The organism is Emticicia agri (assembly GCF_004168285.1).
GTDB classification, from domain to species: Bacteria; Bacteroidota; Bacteroidia; order Cytophagales; family Spirosomataceae; genus Emticicia; species Emticicia agri.
In genome coordinates this window covers 52,281-72,739 of record NZ_SEWF01000014.1, presented here as the reverse complement: position 1 = coordinate 72,739, position 20,459 = coordinate 52,281, and the positions used below count along the sequence as shown (strand labels likewise).

General features: G+C 38.6%; 19 protein-coding genes. 9 read left to right on the top strand and 10 right to left on the bottom strand.

Annotated elements, in window-relative coordinates:
- Positions 1 to 161: 161 nt before the first annotated feature.
- Positions 162 to 707 carry a fasciclin domain-containing protein gene (locus tag EWM59_RS11515; RefSeq protein ID WP_130021123.1) on the top strand — a complete coding sequence of 182 codons (546 nt, stop codon included), beginning with the start codon at positions 162 to 164 and terminating at the stop codon, positions 705 to 707.
- A gap of 138 nt (positions 708 to 845) precedes the next feature.
- On the opposite strand, the gene EWM59_RS11510 is transcribed toward EWM59_RS11515, so the two are convergent.
- From EWM59_RS11510 to EWM59_RS11490, 5 genes are all read right to left on the bottom strand, one after another.
- On the bottom strand, positions 846 to 1,244 hold the full coding sequence (locus tag EWM59_RS11510) for a DoxX family protein (RefSeq protein ID WP_130021122.1): 399 nt from the start codon (positions 1,242 to 1,244) through the stop codon (positions 846 to 848).
- A gap of 87 nt (positions 1,245 to 1,331) precedes the next feature.
- Positions 1,332 to 2,273, bottom strand: coding sequence for an NADP-dependent oxidoreductase (locus EWM59_RS11505; protein ID WP_130021121.1), 942 nt, complete (start codon positions 2,271 to 2,273; stop codon positions 1,332 to 1,334).
- Positions 2,274 to 2,354: 81 nt separating this feature from the next.
- Entirely contained in the window at positions 2,355 to 2,948 is a 594-nt protein-coding gene (locus tag EWM59_RS28385; protein WP_130021120.1) for a phosphatase PAP2 family protein, read from the bottom strand.
- 11 nt (positions 2,949 to 2,959) lie between these two features.
- Positions 2,960 to 3,505, bottom strand: coding sequence for an acyl-CoA thioesterase (locus EWM59_RS11495; protein WP_130021119.1), 546 nt, complete (start codon positions 3,503 to 3,505; stop codon positions 2,960 to 2,962).
- 473 nt (positions 3,506 to 3,978) lie between these two features.
- Positions 3,979 to 6,714, bottom strand: coding sequence for a phage tail-like protein (locus EWM59_RS11490; protein ID WP_130021118.1), 2,736 nt, complete (start codon positions 6,712 to 6,714; stop codon positions 3,979 to 3,981).
- A 444-nt stretch (positions 6,715 to 7,158) separates the two neighbouring features.
- Here EWM59_RS11490 and pfkA point away from each other — a divergent pair, with 444 nt between their 5' ends.
- Positions 7,159 to 8,133, top strand: a complete 975-nt coding sequence (pfkA, locus tag EWM59_RS11485; protein ID WP_130021117.1) for a 6-phosphofructokinase — start codon at positions 7,159 to 7,161, stop codon at positions 8,131 to 8,133.
- Between the two features lie 19 nt (positions 8,134 to 8,152).
- Entirely contained in the window at positions 8,153 to 8,797 is a 645-nt protein-coding gene (upp, locus tag EWM59_RS11480) for a uracil phosphoribosyltransferase (RefSeq protein ID WP_130021116.1), read from the top strand.
- A 4-nt stretch (positions 8,798 to 8,801) separates the two neighbouring features.
- On the opposite strand, the gene EWM59_RS11475 is transcribed toward upp, so the two are convergent.
- The 3 genes from EWM59_RS11475 to EWM59_RS11465 form a co-directional block, all read right to left on the bottom strand.
- Positions 8,802 to 9,404: a DUF4230 domain-containing protein gene (locus EWM59_RS11475; RefSeq protein WP_130021115.1), complete on the bottom strand. Its 603-nt coding sequence runs from the start codon at positions 9,402 to 9,404 to the stop codon at positions 8,802 to 8,804.
- A gap of 76 nt (positions 9,405 to 9,480) precedes the next feature.
- Positions 9,481 to 10,422 (bottom strand): MlaD family protein, encoded by a 942-nt coding sequence (locus EWM59_RS11470; protein WP_130021114.1) that lies wholly within the window; start codon positions 10,420 to 10,422, stop codon positions 9,481 to 9,483.
- A 109-nt stretch (positions 10,423 to 10,531) separates the two neighbouring features.
- On the bottom strand, positions 10,532 to 11,290 hold the full coding sequence (locus EWM59_RS11465) for an N-acetylmuramoyl-L-alanine amidase family protein (RefSeq protein ID WP_130021113.1): 759 nt from the start codon (positions 11,288 to 11,290) through the stop codon (positions 10,532 to 10,534).
- A gap of 204 nt (positions 11,291 to 11,494) precedes the next feature.
- Between EWM59_RS11465 and EWM59_RS11460 the strand changes: the two genes are divergently transcribed.
- The 5 genes from EWM59_RS11460 to EWM59_RS11440 all read left to right on the top strand — a co-directional run bounded on the left by EWM59_RS11460 (position 11,495) and on the right by EWM59_RS11440 (position 17,755).
- Entirely contained in the window at positions 11,495 to 14,458 is a 2,964-nt protein-coding gene (locus tag EWM59_RS11460) for a putative LPS assembly protein LptD (RefSeq protein ID WP_130021112.1), read from the top strand.
- Between the two features lie 106 nt (positions 14,459 to 14,564).
- Positions 14,565 to 15,407: an N-acetylglucosamine kinase gene (locus tag EWM59_RS11455; RefSeq protein ID WP_130021111.1), complete on the top strand. Its 843-nt coding sequence runs from the start codon at positions 14,565 to 14,567 to the stop codon at positions 15,405 to 15,407.
- Positions 15,408 to 15,424: 17 nt separating this feature from the next.
- A complete protein-coding gene (locus EWM59_RS11450; protein WP_130021110.1) occupies positions 15,425 to 16,051 on the top strand; it encodes a carotenoid biosynthesis protein in 627 nt (208 codons plus the stop codon).
- Between the two features lie 21 nt (positions 16,052 to 16,072).
- On the top strand, positions 16,073 to 16,897 hold the full coding sequence (locus EWM59_RS11445; RefSeq protein ID WP_130021109.1) for an amidohydrolase family protein: 825 nt from the start codon (positions 16,073 to 16,075) through the stop codon (positions 16,895 to 16,897).
- A 111-nt stretch (positions 16,898 to 17,008) separates the two neighbouring features.
- Positions 17,009 to 17,755: a glycosyltransferase family 2 protein gene (locus EWM59_RS11440; RefSeq protein ID WP_130021108.1), complete on the top strand. Its 747-nt coding sequence runs from the start codon at positions 17,009 to 17,011 to the stop codon at positions 17,753 to 17,755.
- Positions 17,756 to 17,900: 145 nt separating this feature from the next.
- On the opposite strand, the gene EWM59_RS11435 is transcribed toward EWM59_RS11440, so the two are convergent.
- Together EWM59_RS11435 and moeB are read right to left on the bottom strand one after the other, a co-directional pair.
- The gene (locus EWM59_RS11435) at positions 17,901 to 18,344 is read right to left on the bottom strand and encodes a transcription elongation factor (protein ID WP_130021107.1); all 444 of its coding nucleotides are present in this window, start codon (positions 18,342 to 18,344) and stop codon (positions 17,901 to 17,903) included.
- 61 nt (positions 18,345 to 18,405) lie between these two features.
- Complete coding sequence (gene moeB, locus EWM59_RS11430) at positions 18,406 to 19,509, bottom strand: molybdopterin-synthase adenylyltransferase MoeB (RefSeq protein WP_130021106.1); 1,104 nt, start codon at positions 19,507 to 19,509, stop codon at positions 18,406 to 18,408.
- Positions 19,510 to 19,641: 132 nt separating this feature from the next.
- Here moeB and bamJ point away from each other — a divergent pair, with 132 nt between their 5' ends.
- Complete coding sequence (gene bamJ, locus EWM59_RS11425; protein ID WP_130021105.1) at positions 19,642 to 20,385, top strand: BamJ family beta-barrel-assembly machinery protein; 744 nt, start codon at positions 19,642 to 19,644, stop codon at positions 20,383 to 20,385.
- Positions 20,386 to 20,459: the final 74 nt, after the last annotated feature.

Genomic DNA, 20,459 nt, shown 5'->3' with positions numbered 1-20,459 from the left:
TTAATAAAATAGTCTGCCGTAAAGTGTTGACTAATAGGTGCTTAAAAATTATTAAGAAAAAATAAAACTGCTTTTCAATCCAATTGCAGAAGAATCCCGTTAGTTGAAGTATAATTCAAAAATTACAATAAATAACTCAATCTAAAAAAAACAAAGTAACCATGAAAACTTTAGCAATCAGCTTTATGGCTGCCTTCATTTCTATTGCCTCATTTTCACAGGAAAAAACCGTAGAGGTAGGTGGAGCCCCGATGTATCCATCAAAAAACATTGTTGAAAACGCAGTTAACTCAAAAGACCACACCACATTGGTAGCAGCAGTAAAAGCCGCAGGATTAGTAGAAACTTTGCAAAGTGCAGGCCCATTTACGGTATTTGCTCCAACAAACAAGGCATTTGATAAACTACCTGCCGGAACTGTAGAAACATTGGTAAAACCTGAAAACAAAACTATGTTGACTACCATTCTGACTTACCATGTAGTGCCTGGTAAATGGAGTGCACAGGATTTGATGGCAAAAATTAAAGAAGGCAACGGTAAAGCTACGTTGAAAACTGCACAAGGCGGTACACTGACAGCCTGGATGAAAGGCAAAAATGTATGGATTACTGACGAAAAAGGCGGAATGGCAAAAGTAACGATTGCAGATGTAAACCAAAGTAATGGCGTGATACACGTAATTGATACCGTGTTGATGCCTAAGTAATTTTTTGTCTGAACTTTGATTTAGCTGATTTGATGATTTAACTGAAAATTATATCATGAGTTAGGAAAGGATTTTAGTTTAATGTAAAATCAGCGTAATCATCAAATCAGTTAAATCACAGTTCAGGACAAAACAAATTTATCTCTTCAAAGCATTATCTACCGAATAACTATTGTAATTCAGATAAGAGAGCAGTACTGCAAAAAAGAAAGTATGAATCATTTGTGAGGGTAATGCGCCCCAGTCTTCTATCATGCCTGAGCCAAAAATTAACGCTACCATTGTGAATCCTCCGACAATCAGGGCTACCCTCGTAAACAGACCTATCAATAAAAGTACACCTATCACCAGTTCGATTATCGGAAGAGCATAACTAAACGGTGTAACCAGTGCCTTTGGTAGCATAGAGTTGACAAACTTTTCAACCATCCAGGCACTGAATTTGGGAAGTTTTACCACACGCACAATGCCATGACAGAACATACTGGTTCCTATTGCCAGTCGTAGTATCACAAAGGTAATAGAGTTGTTAATCATAGTTTTAATGTTAGAGTAATCAGAAAAAGTAGAGTATGGGCACAATCAGACAAATCTATCATGTGCCACTCTCAATAACAAATATTCTCAGAGTTTAATAATAATCTTTCCTCTGGTTGAGCCTGTTTCTATTTGCTGATGTGCTTTGCCTATTTCATCGAACGAATAAACAGCAGATACATGGGGTTTGATAATTCCCTTTTCAAGTAAACCTGCTATCTGTTTCATGTCTTCTCCATTCGATTGTACCATAAAAAAGAAACCATGAATACCTTTGGCCTTCGCTTTCTCAACAATTCCTTCTGATGTATTCGATGGCAGTGTAATAACTGTACCACCTTCTTTCACGACTTCAAAAGAACGCTCAATATTGTTGCCGCCAATCGTATCTAATACAATGTCTATATCGCTGATGGCCTCTTCAAATGGTTTTGATTTGTAATCAAAATGCTCATCAGCCCCTAAACTCAATACAAAATCTTTATTTTCGGCCGATGCCGTACCAATTACATACCCACCAAAATACTTGGCTATCTGTACAGCAAAATGCCCTACACCTCCGGCTGCGGCATGTATCAATACTCTATTACCCAAGTTGATTTTTATATGCGTATTGAATGCCTGCCAGGCAGTTAGAGCTGCTAAAGTAGCTGCGGCAGCTTCTTCATGTGTAATATTAGCAGGTTTTAAAGCTAAATGTGCGGCAGGTGCGGCTACATATTCGGCATAAGCCTTGCCACTGCCGGGGAAATTAACCATACCAAATACTTCGTCGCCTACTTTAAAGTCTTTCACATCAGGTTCAACATTAATTACTACGCCCGAAATATCCCAACCTAAAATAACCGGGTTTTCATCTTTCAGCCTTGTGGCCAAAGCCTTACCCGAACGGGTTTTCATATCAACAGGGTTAATACTTATGGCTTTTACAGCCACTAACACTTCATTACGCTGAATAACAGGTTGTGCAATTTCCTCGACTGCGAAATTATCTATACTGCCAAATGCTTTTAATAGGATTGCTTTCATTGATTTTATAATTTTTATGCGGCAAAATTAAGACAAGTATCAGTACATTAAAGTTCACAAGAAAGTACCAGTAATTATCAATCAATGCTGTCTCTTTTTCTGAAGCCATCTGTTAATCTTATAGCTGGCCCATGTTGAACCTGCGCCAATCAGCGCACCTGCCAGCACATCGGTCGGATAGTGTACTCCTAAATGCAACCGGGAATAAGCTACCGTGCCTGCCCACAAAAAGGCTGGTATAGTTACATACCATTTTCGGGCGGTTAAACTTAATGAAGTAGCTGCTGCGAAAGCCGCTGTTGTATGTCCTGACGGAAAAGAAGGGTCTGTTTCAACAATAGCCGGATGGATAAATGGATATTTCTGAAAGGGTCTTGGGCGGTCAACTATTTTTTTTAGAATATAAGAAGTACCCAGAGATACTACCATTCCGGCTCCTGCGGCAATGCCTTGTCGCTGTAAATCTTTGTCTTTTTTTATTAGCCCTACCCCTAAAATACCAATAGGAATAGCGGCACTGATAGGATAGGTAGCTTTGCTGAAATTCTCGAAAGTACGGTCGGAGTTTTGAGTCCGGTTAGTTTGTATATCTTTCAGAATATCAATGTCTAAATTCTGAGCAAATAAATGAGATGATAACAAAAAAGAAAAGATTATAGTAATGAGGTTTTTCATAAAGAAGTAAGTTATGGATTGATAATAATTCTTTCTTTTTCTAATAAATGCAGGTTTCCTTCTATGTGCAGTTCTGAAATCTCATTATTAAAATCATCTTTATAGACTTCTTTCAGTTCTTTTCGCTTAATAGCCTCCAGACAACGCCTGATATCGTCTTTGGTTTCTAATATCAGTTCCGGTACTTCGGTTGGTTTTCCGGTTATGTCATCTTTAGCTACCATCGTAAAGTATGAGGTATTAGTATGTTTTTGCTCTCCGGTTTTTACATTTTCTGATACCACTCTGATACCAATTACCATTGAGCTACGCCCTACGTAGTTGACAGAAGCGTGTAAAGACAGCAGTTCGCCTACTTCAATAGGTTGCAAAAAATTAACGCCATCAACCGACACAGTTACTACATAGGTGCCTGCATGTTTAGAGGCGCAGGCATAAGCTACCTTGTCCATCAGCGAAAGAAGAATACCGCCATGAATTTTTCCGCCGAAATTGGCATAAGAAGGAATCATCAGTTCGGTAATAGTTGTACGTGAATAGGATACAGATTTAGGCATATATCTATTGAGCGATTGAGTGAATGGGTGATTTAGTGATTTTGCCTTATCTGATTATTTATTAAAGTTATTATTACCTTATTGTTTCAAAAATAATCACTAATTCACTCAATCACTCAATCACAAATTATGACCTGTAAATATAGAGAAATTTAATGGTTCGCCATCAATGTAAAAACGCCACGATAATCAAGTATCATGGCGTTTAACAATAAACCCTAACCCATAAAAATCAATATTATGAAACTATTGATATTTGCATTATTTTAATAAATACTATTGCAATTAGTGTGCCAGTTTTATTTAAGAATTACTATTTTTTAAGAAAATATTCTGGCTAAAAACTAATTTTTTTTACAGCTTATCAGATAGAAAGCATATATTCACTATCCGATAAACCTTAATTGTTTAAGAAAAAAAGGACTGTAAAATTAGGAAAACACTGTCGGATTTTTCACTCAGAAAGGAATTGTCTATTTTTGTATTTTTTTAAGATTTTTTACTTCCTTGTCCAATTCCTCAATCTTTTTATTTGCTTCTATTAAATAGAGCGTAAGTTCTTCTATTTTCTCCATTAATTTGGCAGAAGTTTCGGCTACATCAAGGCCTCGTTGTGCCATTTCGTCTGCCGATGGCACATTGGGCAAGTGTTGATTATGTTTAATAAACTTCTCAACCTCTTTCAGCGGCATCAATTTATAATCGTCTTTGAACACATAGTCGGCCCAACGCTCCGAGTTTGCCAGAGCCACTCTTACTCTCTCAGTCAGGATACCATTTTTTACAAACAGACTATAGCCATCAGGGAAAGAGTTAATACCTGTGCCAATGACAACCTTGCCGTTGTTGGCATTATGTAAGCGTCCATCAATATTATTCCATGAATTTTCTACATTACTACCACCATCAGTTACTAAAATTATGTTCCCACTATCATCTACCGATAGCACTTTGCCATAGGCATTTCCGGCAGGCGAAGAAGATTTTAAACGTGTCAGTTGCAGACCACTTTTATTATCTTCATTGCTGTTTACAAAAATGCCTCCTGTATTGTTATTTACAATTCCGATGCCATTGTCGTTGTTTCTCCATAAAGAGTTTCCAATGCCACCATTGCCGGTTGATACAGGTGTATTCACCAGAATCACTTGTCCGTTGGCATCAACCGAGAGTACTTTTTGTGAAGTAATTGAAGTAGGAGCATCACTGCTTAATTTTGATAATACCAAACCATTGCTGATAAATACATTGCCCGAGTTTTTATTGGTAATATTGTTATCATTCACAGACCATGATGATGGCTCTGTTGATGGTATAACAGGTACACCCCCCGAATTACTTGTGGCAGCTAATGAGTCTCTGACCAATATCAGGTTTCCTGCATTGTCAACTGAAAGAACCTTGCCATTTGGTTTTCCGGCAGTTGAATTGGCCGTTAGCTGTGATAGTGTTAGTTTACCTGTTTCTATTTTAATACCATTTTTGGTAGTCAATCCATTATTAATGGTTACAATACCTGTATTGTTGTTGCTGATATTGTTGCCGGTAAGTGCCCAGTTAGTTTCTCCTCCACCTGTGGCAGCACTATTAGCTAAAATAACATTTCCCTGATTATCAACCGATAAGAACTTCTGGCTGGTTACACTTGCCGGAGTTGCGTTGGTAAGTTGAGATAGTTTCAGCCCTGCATTGATTTGTACAGTTCCGGAGTTATTATTTGAAATATTATTCCCGTTGATATTCCACGAAGAAGGCCCACCACCTCCCACACCCACAGAGTCTCTTACCAGAATCAGGCGCCCCTCATCTGTAACAGTTAATACTTTTCCGTAAGGTGTAAAGGCCTGGTTATAAGCAGTCAGGTTTTTTAGCTTTACTGAGCCTTTTAGTTCTACTACACCGTTATCATTAAGGTTAGAAAGCGTATTGTCATTTTCTTCCCAGAAACCATTGATAACATTGGTCTGGTTTTTAGCCGTTCCAACAGAGTCTTTTACTAAAACCAGTAAACCATTTTCGTCTATTGATAAAACCTTGCCGTTCGATTTACCCGCTGTTGAAGTAGAACGCAGACTTTTGAAACGAATATTACCCACTACTACATCGCCAACATTGTTGTTTTCAATAGCATTGCCTTTAGCTGTCCAGTAGTTGGTTGTCGGGGCGGTAGGAAACGTAGTGCCTACACCAATCGAATCTCTTACCAATATTACTCTACCTTTATCATCAACTGATAATACTTTCTGATTAGGTCTTGACGCCGGAGAAGCATTCGTAAGATTCTTAAACTGTAAACCGCTGATATTGGCTGATTTACTATCAATGCTAAGTGCAGATTCAGGAGCTTTGGTGTTGATACCCAAGAACCCTTTGGCAAAATCTCCATATAGAAGAGGCCCATTCGGGCTACCATTTTCTATGTATAATTTGTTGTTGCCTATTTCATTAACCCCAGCATTATTTCCGATAAAGACGTTTCCGTCGCCTACCGATTTTTGCCCGGCCTGTGTGCCTATAGCTATATTTTGTGAGCCTACAACATTGAAAAACAAGGCACTTGTACCTACGGCTACGTTATCACTACCTGTCTGATTATTAGGTAAAGCCTGGTAACCTACGGCTATATTGTTTAAACCTAAATTCACTTCATGCAAGGCATAAGCCCCGATAGCCACAGAGTTGAAACCTATGCTTCTATAACCTGCTCTATATCCGAAATAAGTATTACCATAGCGGTAATCAATGAGACCCGAACGGAAATTATTTACTTTAAAAGATAAAGAAGTAGTATCGGTTGTACCTATAAAATGTAAATCTGAATTAGTTCCTGCATTACCGTTGATGCTCCAGGTTGCCTCGTTTACAGCTGCATCTGACCTGAGAGATTTGCCGATGTTAGATGCAGACATGCTTTTCCATGCCGTGCCGTCATAATAATAAAAGCCTGCCAGAAAATCGGTCTGGTAAATCATCAAGCCGTTTGCCGGATTCATAATTTTACCGCGTTGTTCTAAAGTCATGCGGGGGATTAGTAAACCTTTAGAGGTCGATGAAAGGTCTAATAGGGCTGATCTGTCAGGTTTCGTTGTTCCGATACCAACATTTTCAGAGCCTGTTTGCGCCATTAAAGGGAAAGCACCTAAGAGTAGAAACATAATCGTTCCGGTAAAAGAACGGTGTCTCTTTGAAAGTAATTTTATTCCTGACATTTTGTAAAAGTTAATTATAGCTAACTTAATTTAGTAAGTGGGATTGGGTCGTAATGACTTCAGTAAATCAGTTTCAAATAGTATGCCAAAAAATCATTTTTTGTGTTGTTGTTTGTAAGTGGCTGATAGTGAGTGATTTATGGTTGTGCTAAAAAGAAGTTGCCCCGTAAGAAGAAATAAATTATGCTGAAAAAATATTTTTTTGTTAAGCCAAATGCTTAATCAGGCTTTTAAAGATGATATTATTCAAATGTTTCTTAAAATAGTTATATAAAAGAATATTATTTTGGTAAAATTACTTTTAACAGAATAATCATTAAATACTAATAACAATTAAAATTTGGGAGAAGTGAATAAAACTAATTACTTTTGCGGTAAGACAATACAACCATATTAAACTATTTTTATTTTAATTCTAAGCTAAAATAAAGTACCTATATTAAGATGAAACGAATTGCAGTTTTTACCTCTGGTGGTGATGCTCCGGGCATGAATGCTTGTATAAGAGCGGTGGTGCGGGGAGCCATTTATCATGGATTAGAGGTATATGGTATCAGGAGAGGATATAGTGGAATGATTGCAGGAGATATTTTTCCAATGACATCACAGTCGGTAAGTAATATTGTGCAAAGAGGAGGTACTACCCTGAAATCAGCACGTAGTAAAGAGTTTATGACCCCTGAAGGTAGAAAAAAAGCCTATGAGAATCTGATGAATGCAGGCATTGAAGGTTTGGTGGCTATTGGTGGAAACGGAACATTTACAGGAGCAGAAGTTTTTTTTAATGAATATGAAATCCCGACTGTAGGTTGCCCGGGAACGATTGATAATGACCTGTATGGTACTGACTATACAATTGGGTTTGATACTGCAGTAAATACGGCGCTGGAAGCCATTGATAAAATACGTGATACGGCCGACTCACACGACCGTGTTTTCTTTATTGAAGTAATGGGTCGTGATTCAGGATATATTGCTATTCAGTCGGGTATTGGTGGCGGTGCCGAAATTGTAATGGTGCCGGAGACACATACACCACTGAAAAAAGTAGTAAGTACCCTGAAAGACGGCTGGACCCGCTCAAAGTCTTCATCGATAGTTGTAGTAGCCGAAGGCGACGAGGAAGGACACGCTACTGATATTGCAGAAAAAATAAAATCACAAGTAGCCGATAAATTGGATATCAGGGTTACAACCTTAGGCCATATTCAGAGAGGTGGTACACCAACGGCCTACGACCGTATTCTGGCAAGCCGTTTGGGTGTAGGGGCAGTAGAGGGTTTGATAAAGGGCTATAAAAATGTGATGGCAGGAATCGTAAATAATGAAATGGTTTATACACCATTTATTGATACCATAAAAAAACCTAAGCCAATTCACGACGATTTGCTGAGAATGGTGCATATTTTAAGCCTATAGTCGTCTCAAACAACAGCTCATGTTTGTCCTTACCGAAACCTATTCTATTGCCAATCATTTTTTGGCTGAATTACGTAACCAGGAAACACAGAAAGACGCCATGCGATTCAGAAAGAATATGGAGCGTCTTGGTGAAATCTTTGCTTATGAAATTTCAAAGACATTGACCTATCAGAACCGTGATGTGGTAACTCAGTTAGGGGCAAAGATTACTCAGCAGGTTTCGCAACAGGTGGTTCTGGTTACTATACTTCGGGCTGGCTTACCGCTACATCAGGGATTATTGAATTACTACGATAAAGCTGAAAATGCTTTTATAGGTGCCTATCGTGGCAAACATGATGACAAAGAATCTTTCGAGATAGAGATGGACTATATTACCAGTCCGGATATTCAGGATAAAGTGCTGATTATCAGCGACCCGATGCTGGCTACCGGAAAGTCTATAGAAAAAGCGTATCATGCCATGCTTCGTTACGGGATTCCGGCCAAGACACATATTGTATCAGCCATTGCCAGTCGTAGGGGAGTCAGATTCATCAAAGCCCGATTGCCTCAATGTCGTTTATGGATAGGAGATATTGATGAAGACCTTAACAACAAGTCTTATATAGTGCCGGGTTTAGGCGATGCAGGAGATTTATCTTATGGCGGAAAAGTGTAACCTGTTACTTCGGCTTATCTAAGGTTGCCCTCAACTGATACTGTAACACTACTTTTTTCCCTGATATTTTTTCGAGGATTGGCTTCAGTACCAAGTCAGCGTTCTTCTTTGTTTGTTCTAATATCCCCATTTCAAGTGCCGACTCTTTGATTTTGTCCTGTGCACGACTATAAGCCTCATTCAGTAAAGTTTGCTCGTTCATAAACGCATACTGTGTATCATAAATCCTGGAATTTTTATGGTCTATGCTATAATGGCATAGCTCCGGGTCAGGTAAATGTACAATCAGTGTATCATCTTTGGTGGCTACATCTTCGGCTTTCACTTTTGTTAAATCTATACAACCGATGGCATTGCCCTGCACAATCAGAATGGCTTTAGGATTAGGCAGATAATTAAATTTCAGCTCCTGCTCTACTACATCACGAAAGGTAAAATTAGCTAATTCTATTTTTCCTAAGGCCGACATTTCTTTCAGCACCATATTATGCGTAGTCCTGATTTCCTGCTGACTAAAAGGATTAAGAGATTTACCTTTTTCCCAGAGAAAAATAGAACCGATAACAATGAAGAATATGATGAGTATGCTGCGCAGACCTCTGAACATGGACTATCGTTTTTATCTTTCGAATAATTACATCAGCATAACGTAAAAACGTTTCTTTTAGCCCATACTAAGTCATTTATTTCTTTTTCTCTTTGTCTTTTTTTCCACCAAATAAAGAAAAATGTACATAGCGCTTCGGGTTAGCTTTCAGGTCGGCCATTAAGGCAGCAAGGTTGGCAGCAGTTCTATCTAAATTTACGTAAAGCGAGTCGTCAGAAGTGAGTTTACCAAGTGTGCCTTTACCCTGATTAATGTCTTTCAGGATTCCTTGCAGACTTGCCACAGAGTTATTGAGTTGTGCTACGGTTTGCCCTAAGCGAATTGCATTGAGCGAATCGGCAAAAGTATTGGTCTTTTGCAGAATAGGTTTTATCTGAGAATCTAAATTAGTGGCTATGCCGTTCAGATTAGAAGTAAGTGTTGCAGCATTGGCCGTAATGGCAGATAAATTTTTTGCGTTAGAGGCCACTACTGCATTCACACCCGTAGTTGCCTGGTTGGCATTGGCAACCAATGCTTTCAAGGCCACACCTGTCTGGTCAAATTGTTTGACAATAGTAGTAAGGGTAACAATCAATGAGTCGGCATTTTTCAGAACCGGAGAGGCTTTTTCACTTAAACCGCTCATTAATCCGCCTTCAATCTCACTTTTCAATATACCCTCATCTTTTAAAGGATTTCCGGTCTGAATCAGCAGTTTTATCATTTTACCCCCTAATAGCCCGTTGTCAGATAGAATGGCTACTGAATTATCATTGAGAGAAATTTCACGTTTGATTGCTAAAAGAACTTTTACCCTGTTCTGGTTTTGTTCCGGCACTACCTCTACTACTCTTCCTATGGTTACACCATTATACATCACAGGGTTTGAGGTTTGCAAACCTTCTACATTTGAATAGTAGGCAAAGTATTCATTTTCTGTACGGAAAACATCTAAGCCTTTTAAAAAATTAAATCCAAGATAGAAAATTGCGAAAGTAACAATACCCAACAAACCTACTTTTACTTCTTTTTTCATAATTGCAAAACTCGTGTGATGGTGAATTAAGGAATAAATACGTTTAATAAGAACAATTTTTACAAAAATACATTTCTACATTCGTGTTTCAACGTTTCGTATTTGATATTTATTTTTCAATCTCTTCTTTATATATTTTCAATGCTTTTACAATAGCCTCAGCAATTTGCTGATGTCCCTTTTCGCTTTCCAGTAGTTTTCTGTCGGTAGCGTTAGTCAGATATCCGGTTTCAATATAGATACCCGGCATGGTAGTTTCCCATAAAACCTGAAACCCTGCCTGTTTTACTCCTCTGCTTTTACGACCTGACTTCTGAAATTGTTTTTCGACTTTCGATGCCAAGTTAAGGCTTTGTCTCATAAAGGCATTTTGGTAATTGGCCATCTTGATATGAGCCAGCGGAGAATTAGGGTCGAAATCATAATTCTTCTCATAATTTTCCTCCATCAGAATTACCCCATTCTCCCGTTTGGCCAGTTCCAGATTCTCTTCTGTTTTATGAAGCCCCATCGTATAGGTTTCAGAGCCATATATTTTTGACGAATAGGGATTGGCATTTACATGAATACAGATAAATAAATCAGCTTTATGACGGTTCGCAATAGAACCTCGCTCGTGTAAGGGTATAAAAACGTCTTTTTTGCGGGTATATACCACCTTTATACCCAACTCTTCTTCTATCAGTTTACCTACCTTGAGCGTGATACTAAGAGCAATGTTTTTCTCTTTCAATTTCCCGTGACTTGTGCCCGGGTCTTTCCCTCCGTGTCCGGCATCTATGACAATGGTTTTTAACTGACGCTTCTGCGCAGCAACCGAGCCAACAGCAATAAGTATGAGAAATAGGACTTTAAGAAATTTTAACATGATTTTACAGGCAAACGTTCTGTCTATAGTATTAATAAGCTAATTTTGTGCCACGACTTATCGTTATAGACTTATTAGAACGAATTTGTTTACAAAAGTACTATTTTTGAAGCAACTTAAATGATAAACTTTTTGTAAATACACTCATTTTGCGTGAGGAAGTCTGTTGGTTTTGTAGTATAATTTTTAAAATGTCATAATCGCTTGAAGTTTTTCCTCATTGTCTGTAGTATATTTTTCAGTATTTCAGCCTTTGCACAGTTTCCGTCTATAGACCCGCTCAGACGTACTGGTACTGGTGGGAATAATGGCTTTGGACAACCACTTCCTGAAAATACCCGAAAAACTCGTACCGTAACAGGAAATAAACTGTTTGCCGAAAAACAGGATACCGTAAAGGTTATTATTGCCGACTCCCTTAAAAGTAAAGACAGCAGTTTGCAATCGACCGTAAAATATACGGCACAGGATTCAACCATTATGGAGGTTGATGGCAAAACTGTACATTTATACGGGCAAGCCAAGGTTACTTACGGCGATATTGAATTGGAAGCCGACTACATCAGATTAGATTGGGGAAAGAATGAGATTTTTGCGCACGGTTCGCCCGATACTACCAAGCAAGGAGAAAAAGTAAAAGGGAAACCCGTTTTTTCCCAGAGTGGAGACAAGTACAATACCGATACAATCAGGTATAATTTTAAATCCCGAAAGGCAATTATCAAGAATATTGTAACACAGCAGGGAGAGGGCTTTGTACAAGGCGAAAAAGTAAAGAAAGACCCCCAGGATAATCTTTATCTGGTGCATGCCAAATATACCACCTGTAACCTGAAAGAACCACACTTTCATATTGCTGCACGAAAAATCAAATTAGTAAATAAAAAACAGGTTATTTCAGGACCATTCAATTTTGTATTGAGTGGCATTCCACTGCCTATTGGGCTTCCCTTTGGTTTTTTTCCTGTACCTAAGAAGAAAGAAATAGGCACTTCAGGTATTATTATGGGGTCTTATGGAGAAGAGCCTCGTAACCGTGGTTTTTACTTCCGGGACTTTGGCTATTATTTTGCTATCAACGAAAACATTGGTGCTAAGGTATTGGCTCAGATTTACTCAAAAGGTAGCTATGGGGTGGGTATTCAGTCGAGCTATGCAAAACGGTATAAATATGCAGGTAACCTGAGTTTTCAATACAACTACAATAAACCTGTAGCTGAAGTTTTAGACCCTACTACTACACAAACGGCTGCCAAAGATTTCAGTTTAAACTGGTCGCATTCTCCGGCTAACAAACGTCCTGACCGGAGCTTTTCTTCATCAGTAAACCTGAGAAGTAATGGTTTCAACAGAAATAATGTGAATACGGCTGATGTAAGTAATTACCTGAGCAGTAGTTCAAATTCTTCTGTTCAGTTTGGGCGTACTTTTGCGCAGAAAGTAGTAACCAGTGCAGGGCTGAATATCTCGCAGAACTTTACGACCGGACAAATGGACGCCTCATTGAATTATAGCATTGGTCTGAACCAGTTCAATCCATTTGTGCCGGAAAAAAAGATGATAGGGCGTTGGTTTGAATCATTCAGGGTAGGGTTCAATGTGAATGGGGGTTATCAGGCTACCAACACCAAGGTGAATAGCATTACAAGTTATTCTGAATATAAAATTGTTCGTCAATTAGCTGATGGTACCTACGAGTCAATTGAGGCAAAGCCACTAACCAATGAAGAAATAAGACTACGGGATGCTAACCCATTAACTTTATCATTAGAAGACCGGGCCGGACAAAAAGCACTACAGGAACGATTGAATAATGTAAGAAAAATCAATAGTTTAAGCGCTTTAAGCGATATATTAGCTGACGGACAGTTTCGTACTACCTACTCTTTGCCTATTACTTTACCCAACTTCAAAATTGCCCGTTATATCAACTTTACGCCAAGCATATCTTTAAGAGGTGATATTTTTACACAAGCACTTAGCTACGAATATATTGAAAGCCAGAATGCAGTCAGAATAGATACAGTTAAAGGCTTCTTTCCTACTTATCAGACATCCGTTTCGGGTAGTATGAATACTCGTATATATGGTACCTATCAGTTTAAGGGGAAAGGACGCTTGCAGGCTATCAGGCATACATTGGCTCCGTCTATCAGTGTGAGTTATGCGCCTGATTTTACCAAAAACCTTTTCGACTACAAGGTGGTTCGTATTGATGAAGTAAGAGATTCTGTTACCGGAGTAGTTACACGTACAGCCTTAAACAGACTTCTGCCAAGGTATCCTTCCTTAGGTGCGTCAGCCGGAGCATCAGGTAGTATCGGATTTGGTATAACCAATCAGTTAGAAGCTAAAGTCAGGTCTAAGTCAGATACTGCCGCCAAAGCTTTTGAAAAAATTTCTTTATTAGATAATTTCGGTATTAACGGAAGCTATAACCTCTTAGCAATAGGCGATTCCATGAATTTATCGAATATCAGTATGAGTGCAAATACAAACCTGTTTAAAAACTTGATTAATGTCAATCTCTCGGGTAGTTTTGACCCTTATTATTATACACAGGAAAGCACCGCAGAATTGAGAGCATTAAACCCTGCCGGGCGTATTACACGTTTTTATAAAGTAGCAGAGAGCGGTAAGTTCAGCTTAGGGAATCTGGCTACGCTGCGTTCGGCCAATATTGCTATTGCTACCCGTCTATCGCCGGAAACCTTTGATAAATCGAAAGCCAAACCAAAAGAAACAAAATCGACAGACCCTGCAATGGATGCTATGAAAAAATTTGTAGCGGCTAATCCGGAACTCTATGTTGATTTCTCTATTCCATGGACTTTGAGTTTGAGTTATAACCTTAATTATAGCAAACAAGGGCTGGCCATTGCGCAGGTAACACAGGCTGTTACGGTACAGGGAGATTTTAGTCTGACACCCAAATGGAAAGTGGGCTTTAATACAGGTTGGGATTTTCAGTTCAAGGCTGCTACCTTAACCAATGTGAGTTTACACAGAGAATTACATTGCTGGGATATGAGTTTTAACTGGACACCTATTGCCGGAAATAACCTTCGCTCAAGCAACTATTCTTTCGATTTGCGTGTAAGAAGCACCTTACTGCAAGAGCTAAAAGTAAGCCGTCGCCGCCAGACTTATGGGCAGGGAGGGTTTTAAAAAAAAATAGTGAATTAGCGATTGAGTGAATGAGTGATTAAAGGATCAACAATTTAATCACACAACCACTCATTTACCCAGTCACCCAATCTCTAAATTATTAAAGATGATATTAATTGCAGATAGTGGTTCAACTAAAACAGATTGGCGAATTGTAGATGGGAGTGCAATTACAGGACAAACCCAGACTGTGGGCTTTAGTCCTTATTACCAGGATGCCGATTCGATAGCCACTGAATTGCAAGCCAATCTTGAGCCACATTGCAGGGGTAAAATTACACAGGTTTTTTATTATGGCACGGGTATTACCAATGAGGAAAAAGCAAATGTATTGCGCACGGCCATTCTGAAAGTTTTTGATGAGGTTGAGCATATTGATGTGCAAAGCGATGTATTAGGCGCAGCACGAGCCGCCTGTGGGCATCAGGAGGGGATAGGTTGTATTTTAGGCACGGGTTCTAATTCCTGCTATTTTGATGGAGAAAAAATTGCCTATCAGGTGCCACCTTTAGGTTTCTGGTTAGGTGATGAAGGAAGTGGCGGACATCTGGGTAAATTACTTTTATTGGCGTATCTGCACAAAGAAATGCCTGCGCATATCAGACAAATATTTGAAGAAAAATATGGTGTAATGGACAGACTGATGGTATTAGACAATGCTTATCATAAGCCTTTCCCGAACAGATATTTTGCTTCTTATGCCAGATTTATAGCTGATAATATACGGGATAGTTTCTGCCACAATTTAGTCGCTGAGTCTTTCAGTCAATTTTTTGAGAAATATATTCTGAAATACCCAATGTGCTTTGCCGTAAAACTCAATTTTGTAGGCTCAATAGGATTTTATTACGAACAGATTCTGAGAGAAGTGGCCGAAAGCAAAAAACTGCAAATCGGAAACGTATTGATAACACCAATTGATGGTTTAGTAAAATATCATACGATTTAAAAATCGTGATACATAATATGCCCAATCCTATACCTTATTTATTGCTACTTACGGCTATGTATATAGCCGGATTGATAGGTATGAATATTCCACAAACAACGCAACTGTTTCAATGGCTGACTCCCTTCAATCTTTTAGCTTCTTTGGCTATTCTGCTTTATTTCCATCAGCAATGGAACCGTAATTTTATCATTTTTTGTATTGTTACATTCCTGACAGGCTTTTTTATTGAAGTGGCAGGGGTAAAAACAGGAGTGATATTTGGCCCGTACAAGTATGAAACTACATTAGGGTTTAAAGTCCTGGAAGTACCACCTATGATAGGCGTAAACTGGCTTTTATTGGTGTATTGTGTAGGGAGTTCTTTTTGCCGGACATCTAAACCTATCTATATAAAAGTACTTTATGGCGCCATGCTAATGACCATGCTCGATTTTCTGGTAGAACCTGTGGCTATCAGGCTGAATATGTGGTCGTGGAAAGTAGCTAACCCACCTGTTCAGAATTATATAGCATGGTTTATCGTATCAGCGGTTTTGCTATCTTTGTTTCATAGTATGAAATTCAGAAAAGACAATCCCATAGCTCTCTGGCTATTGATTTTACAGATTTGTTTTTTCGGTATACAGAACTTTATCCATTAATCTATTCAATACCTCATTGCAATGACTATCGACGCACATCAACATTTCTGGTATTATACTGCTAAAGATTATGCCTGGATTGACGACTCAATGAAAACTATCCAGCATGATTTTTTACCGGCTGATTTAGAACCCATTCTACAGAAAAACGGATTTGATGGTTGCGTATTAGTACAGGTAAACCAGACTGAACATGAGAATCATGATTTTTTGAAATTTGCCCAACTATATAGTTTCATCAAAGGGGTAGTAGGCTGGGTTGATTTACGAGCCGATAATTTGTGGGAACGCCTGAGTTATTTTAAGCAATTTGATAAACTGAAAGGGTTCAGACATATTGTGCAGGGTGAACCAATCGGGTTTATGCAGCAGGAGAGTTTCATCAGAGGGGTAAAGAAACTGTTAGATTTTGATTATACCTATGATATACTGATTTATCCGAAACAACTGAAAGATGCCTTGCACCTGGTGCGTGAATGTCCTGATAATAAATTTGTGATAGACCATATTGCCAAGCCTGATATTAAGAATAAGGGCATCAGTAAGTGGTCGAATTATATGAAAGCAATTGCACAACATCAGCAGGTATACTGTAAGATTTCGGGCATGGTAACAGAAGCTGACTGGAACAAATGGGAAAAAGAAGATTTTTATATTTATCTCGACTGTGTATTAGAATTTTTCGGAATCGACAGAATCATGTATGGTTCTGACTGGCCTGTGTGTCTGGTAGCAGGTGCTTATGAAGACCAGTTAGGGATTGTACAATCTTATTTCGCTCAATTGAGTGAAACAGAAAAAGCGAAGCTTTTTGGAGAAAATGCCACCCGTTTTTATAGCTTGTAAAGAACAAAATACCTGAAAAGGTCTTTTTATAAGGAGTCTTTTGTATTTTTGGTGCTTGAATAAATATAATCTCCTTAAAATCATATAGATTTTAAAATCTGACATTACTGAATGAAAATTTCAATTGTTACTGCCGCTTACAATTCTGCCGCAACTATCCGTGATACTATTGAAAGTGTACTTTCGCAAGATTACCCCGATATTGAATACATTGTGGCCGATGGTGCCTCTAAAGATGGGACGGTGGACATCCTGAAATCGTATGGAGACAGAATCAAGTGGGTGTCAGAAAAAGACAGTGGTATTTATGAAGCCATGAGTAAAGGGGTAGCAATGGCTACCGGAGAGGTAGTGGGTATTATGGGTTCAGATGATTTTTATCCCGATAATCAGGTGATTTCTAAAGTAGCCAAGGCTTTTCAGGAATCGAAAGCAGATTCGGTTTATGGTGATTTATATTATGTGGACAACGAAGATATAAACAAAGTAGTGCGCAACTGGAAATCGGGTAAATACGACAAAAAACGTTTTCTGACTGGTTGGATGCCCCCACATACGGCCTTTTTCTTAAAAAAATCGGCTTATGATGCCTATGGGCTATATGATACCTCTTTCAGAAGTGCAGGTGATTATGAACTGATGCTCAGGATGTTATACAAGCATAATGTTTCTTCGTTTTATGTACCTGAAGTATTAATGAAAATGCGAACAGGAGGAACAAGTAATGCCTCATTAAAAAACCGTATCAGAGCAAATAAAGAAGACCGCAGAGCCTGGGATATTAATGGACTGACTCCAAAATGGTACACCCTTTATGCCAAGCCCTTATCTAAGGTCTTGCAGTGGGTGGTTAAATGATTGCGAAATTATTGTCTGAACTGTGATTTACCTGATTGAACTGATAAAATTGATTTTCTTTATTTTGATTCTCCTGCTAAGAAAATAACTAAACAGTTTTAATCAGTAAAATCATTCAATCAGGTAAATCATAGTTCAGACAAAGTTACTCAACTAATATAACTTCATACTTTTTCCCTCTGAATTCAAAAGCATCTTGCGCTGTCTTACCCATCAGTATCTGCCCGATAGGAGATTGAGGAGAGATAATCATGATATTTGTGCCATTCAGAGGTATTATACCTGCGCCAACGGCTACAAAAAAGATACCCATAGTAGTGTTAACCAAAGCACCTAAGCCCACATGCGAAAAAGGAATCTGAGGGTTTATTTTGTCTAATAGAAGTCTTTCCTGTTGGGCTTGGTCATACATTCTGCCATTCATTTCACGGTCTATCTGTCCCATAGCACGGGCGGTTTCATATTTATCTCCTGCCGAACTTTTCCCCTCTTCATTGGCCGAATTTTTAGCATCTTCCATCGCCTGCCATGAAGTATTCATTCGCTTCTCAATAATTTCTTTTACCTTCTCTAATAATTCAGCCTTCATAGATAAATCTGCAATATGTCAACTATCATTTTAAGTTAATACACCAATCCTTTTAGCGTATCTATAATGTTCGTAAAATGGCGTCAATACCGCCTGCAAAATTAAGCAGATTGGTATAGCCGTATTTAGTACTTAGTAATTTAATTACCTTCTGACTTCTGCCTCCGCTCTGGCAATAAACAACCACAGGTTTATCTCTTCTGATGTTCGGAATATGCTTTTCTATTTCTGAAAAGGGCATATTTTCTCCGCCGATATTTTCTTCGTCAAAAATCTCATATTCTTCTCTCACATCTATCAACTGAAAGGCAGATTCACCGTTTATATCAGGCTCTGCTAATAAATCAAGATACTGGTCATAAGTTATTTGCCCGTCTTCATATTTGTTTATCCCACAAAAAGCCTCATAATCTATGAGCTTTTCAATAGCAGGGGCATCAGGTATTTTAGGCACTTTCAGGGTTCTGCTTTGCATAGACAAAGTATCCAGCATATATAATTTCCCTGCCAGAGGCTCTCCGATTTCTGTAATTGCTTTAATCGCCTCTAATGCCTGCATAGAGCCTATAATGCCCGGTAATACGCCTAATACCCCTGCCTCTGAGCAATTGGGTGCTTGCTCGGGTGGGGGAGGAGTTGGAAATAAATCACGATAAGTAGAAGAACCCTTATAATTAAACAAGGCGATTTGCCCCTCAAAACGATGAATGGCTCCATACACAAAGGGTTTACCAAGTATCACACAGGCATCATTTACCAGATAGCGTGTCGGAAAATTATCAGTACCATCTACCACAAGGTCATAATTTTTAATAAGAGCTAATGCATTAATTGCTGATAACCGAACGCCATGTTTAATAATATTTACTAAGGGATTCAGTGCCTGTAATCGGCGTTCAGCTTCATGTATTTTAGATTTACCGACTTTATCAGAAGTATATAAAATCTGCCTTTGCAGGTTACTGAGGCTGATTTTATCGTCTTCAATAATCCCTAAAGTGCCTACCCCTGCAGCAGCTAAATACAACAGTATAGGGCTGCCTAATCCGCCACAACCCACCACGAGCACCTTGGCTTGTTTTAGCTTCTCCTGACCTTCTACACCCAACTCCGGTAATAGTATCTGGCGGTCATATCGCCTGAATTCCTGTAAGCTTAGAGCCATGTTAAAAATTCTTAAAATTTAAGGAAAATTAATATTTTTTGTAGTTTTTTTTCTACTGAATCTAATTTTTCAGGTAAAAGTACGTTTATTTGTTATTCTTTAACAAATTTAAAAAAAACAGTGTTTCCAAAAATGAAGAAAATCATAGTGGCTCTTTCAGTTAGCATATTTACCACACAATTTGCTGTTGCACAAACTCCAAAAACTCCGGTTAAAAAGGCACCTGCAAGCACGGCAAAACCTGCTGCCCCAAAGCCAGTTGCGGCAAATACAAGTGGCCCGATGAAAAATACAATGGATTCTTTGAGCTACGCTATCGGAATGAATATTGCAGCTAATCTTAAACAGCAGAATATCAAATGTAATACAGATATGTTGGCGAGTGCCATTAATCATGTGTTGAATGGTCAGCCTACGGCTTTAGACCCTGGCGCAGCCAATGCTTACATTCAAGGGTATTTTCAGAACGAGTCTATGAAAAAGGCTGTTGCTAACCAAAAAGCCGGAGACGCATTTCTGGCAGCTAATAAAGGCAAAACAGGTATTATAACCCTACCAAGTGGTTTACAATATCAGGTAGTAAAAGAAGGTACGGGAACAAAGCCTGTGGCAACAGATAGAGTAAGAGTACACTATCATGGTACAACCATTGATGGAACAATTTTTGATAGTTCTGTACAGAGAGGTGAGCCTGCAGAGTTTGGTGTAACACAAGTGATTCAGGGATGGCAGGATATATTGCAGATAATGCCTGTGGGTTCTAAATGGAAAATATTTATTCCGGCAAATCTGGCTTATGGCCCGCAAGGACCACCAAGTATCGGCCCGAATCAGGTATTGATTTTTGATTTAGAACTGATAGATATTGTAAAATAAAAAAAGAAAGCATTGTAGGAGAGAGATTATAAAATAGGCAACCATATCAGTTTGATAATTGTTAACAATTTAGT

Bases quoted from the DNA above. Each gene is read 5' to 3' on its own strand.
- EWM59_RS11515 (WP_130021123.1), top strand. From the start codon at position 162: ATGAAAACTTTAGCAATCAGCTTTATGGCTGCCTTCATTTCTATTGCC.
- EWM59_RS11510 (WP_130021122.1), bottom strand. From the start codon at position 1,244: ATGATTAACAACTCTATTACCTTTGTGATACTACGACTGGCAATAGGA.
- EWM59_RS11505 (WP_130021121.1), bottom strand. From the start codon at position 2,273: ATGAAAGCAATCCTATTAAAAGCATTTGGCAGTATAGATAATTTCGCA.
- EWM59_RS28385 (WP_130021120.1), bottom strand. From the start codon at position 2,948: ATGAAAAACCTCATTACTATAATCTTTTCTTTTTTGTTATCATCTCAT.
- EWM59_RS11495 (WP_130021119.1), bottom strand. From the start codon at position 3,505: ATGCCTAAATCTGTATCCTATTCACGTACAACTATTACCGAACTGATG.
- EWM59_RS11490 (WP_130021118.1), bottom strand. From the start codon at position 6,714: ATGTCAGGAATAAAATTACTTTCAAAGAGACACCGTTCTTTTACCGGA.
- pfkA (WP_130021117.1), top strand. From the start codon at position 7,159: ATGAAACGAATTGCAGTTTTTACCTCTGGTGGTGATGCTCCGGGCATG.
- upp (WP_130021116.1), top strand. From the start codon at position 8,153: ATGTTTGTCCTTACCGAAACCTATTCTATTGCCAATCATTTTTTGGCT.
- EWM59_RS11475 (WP_130021115.1), bottom strand. From the start codon at position 9,404: ATGTTCAGAGGTCTGCGCAGCATACTCATCATATTCTTCATTGTTATC.
- EWM59_RS11470 (WP_130021114.1), bottom strand. From the start codon at position 10,422: ATGAAAAAAGAAGTAAAAGTAGGTTTGTTGGGTATTGTTACTTTCGCA.
- EWM59_RS11465 (WP_130021113.1), bottom strand. From the start codon at position 11,290: ATGTTAAAATTTCTTAAAGTCCTATTTCTCATACTTATTGCTGTTGGC.
- EWM59_RS11455 (WP_130021111.1), top strand. From the start codon at position 14,565: ATGATATTAATTGCAGATAGTGGTTCAACTAAAACAGATTGGCGAATT.
- EWM59_RS11450 (WP_130021110.1), top strand. From the start codon at position 15,425: ATGCCCAATCCTATACCTTATTTATTGCTACTTACGGCTATGTATATA.
- EWM59_RS11445 (WP_130021109.1), top strand. From the start codon at position 16,073: ATGACTATCGACGCACATCAACATTTCTGGTATTATACTGCTAAAGAT.
- EWM59_RS11440 (WP_130021108.1), top strand. From the start codon at position 17,009: ATGAAAATTTCAATTGTTACTGCCGCTTACAATTCTGCCGCAACTATC.
- EWM59_RS11435 (WP_130021107.1), bottom strand. From the start codon at position 18,344: ATGAAGGCTGAATTATTAGAGAAGGTAAAAGAAATTATTGAGAAGCGA.
- moeB (WP_130021106.1), bottom strand. From the start codon at position 19,509: ATGGCTCTAAGCTTACAGGAATTCAGGCGATATGACCGCCAGATACTA.
- bamJ (WP_130021105.1), top strand. From the start codon at position 19,642: ATGAAGAAAATCATAGTGGCTCTTTCAGTTAGCATATTTACCACACAA.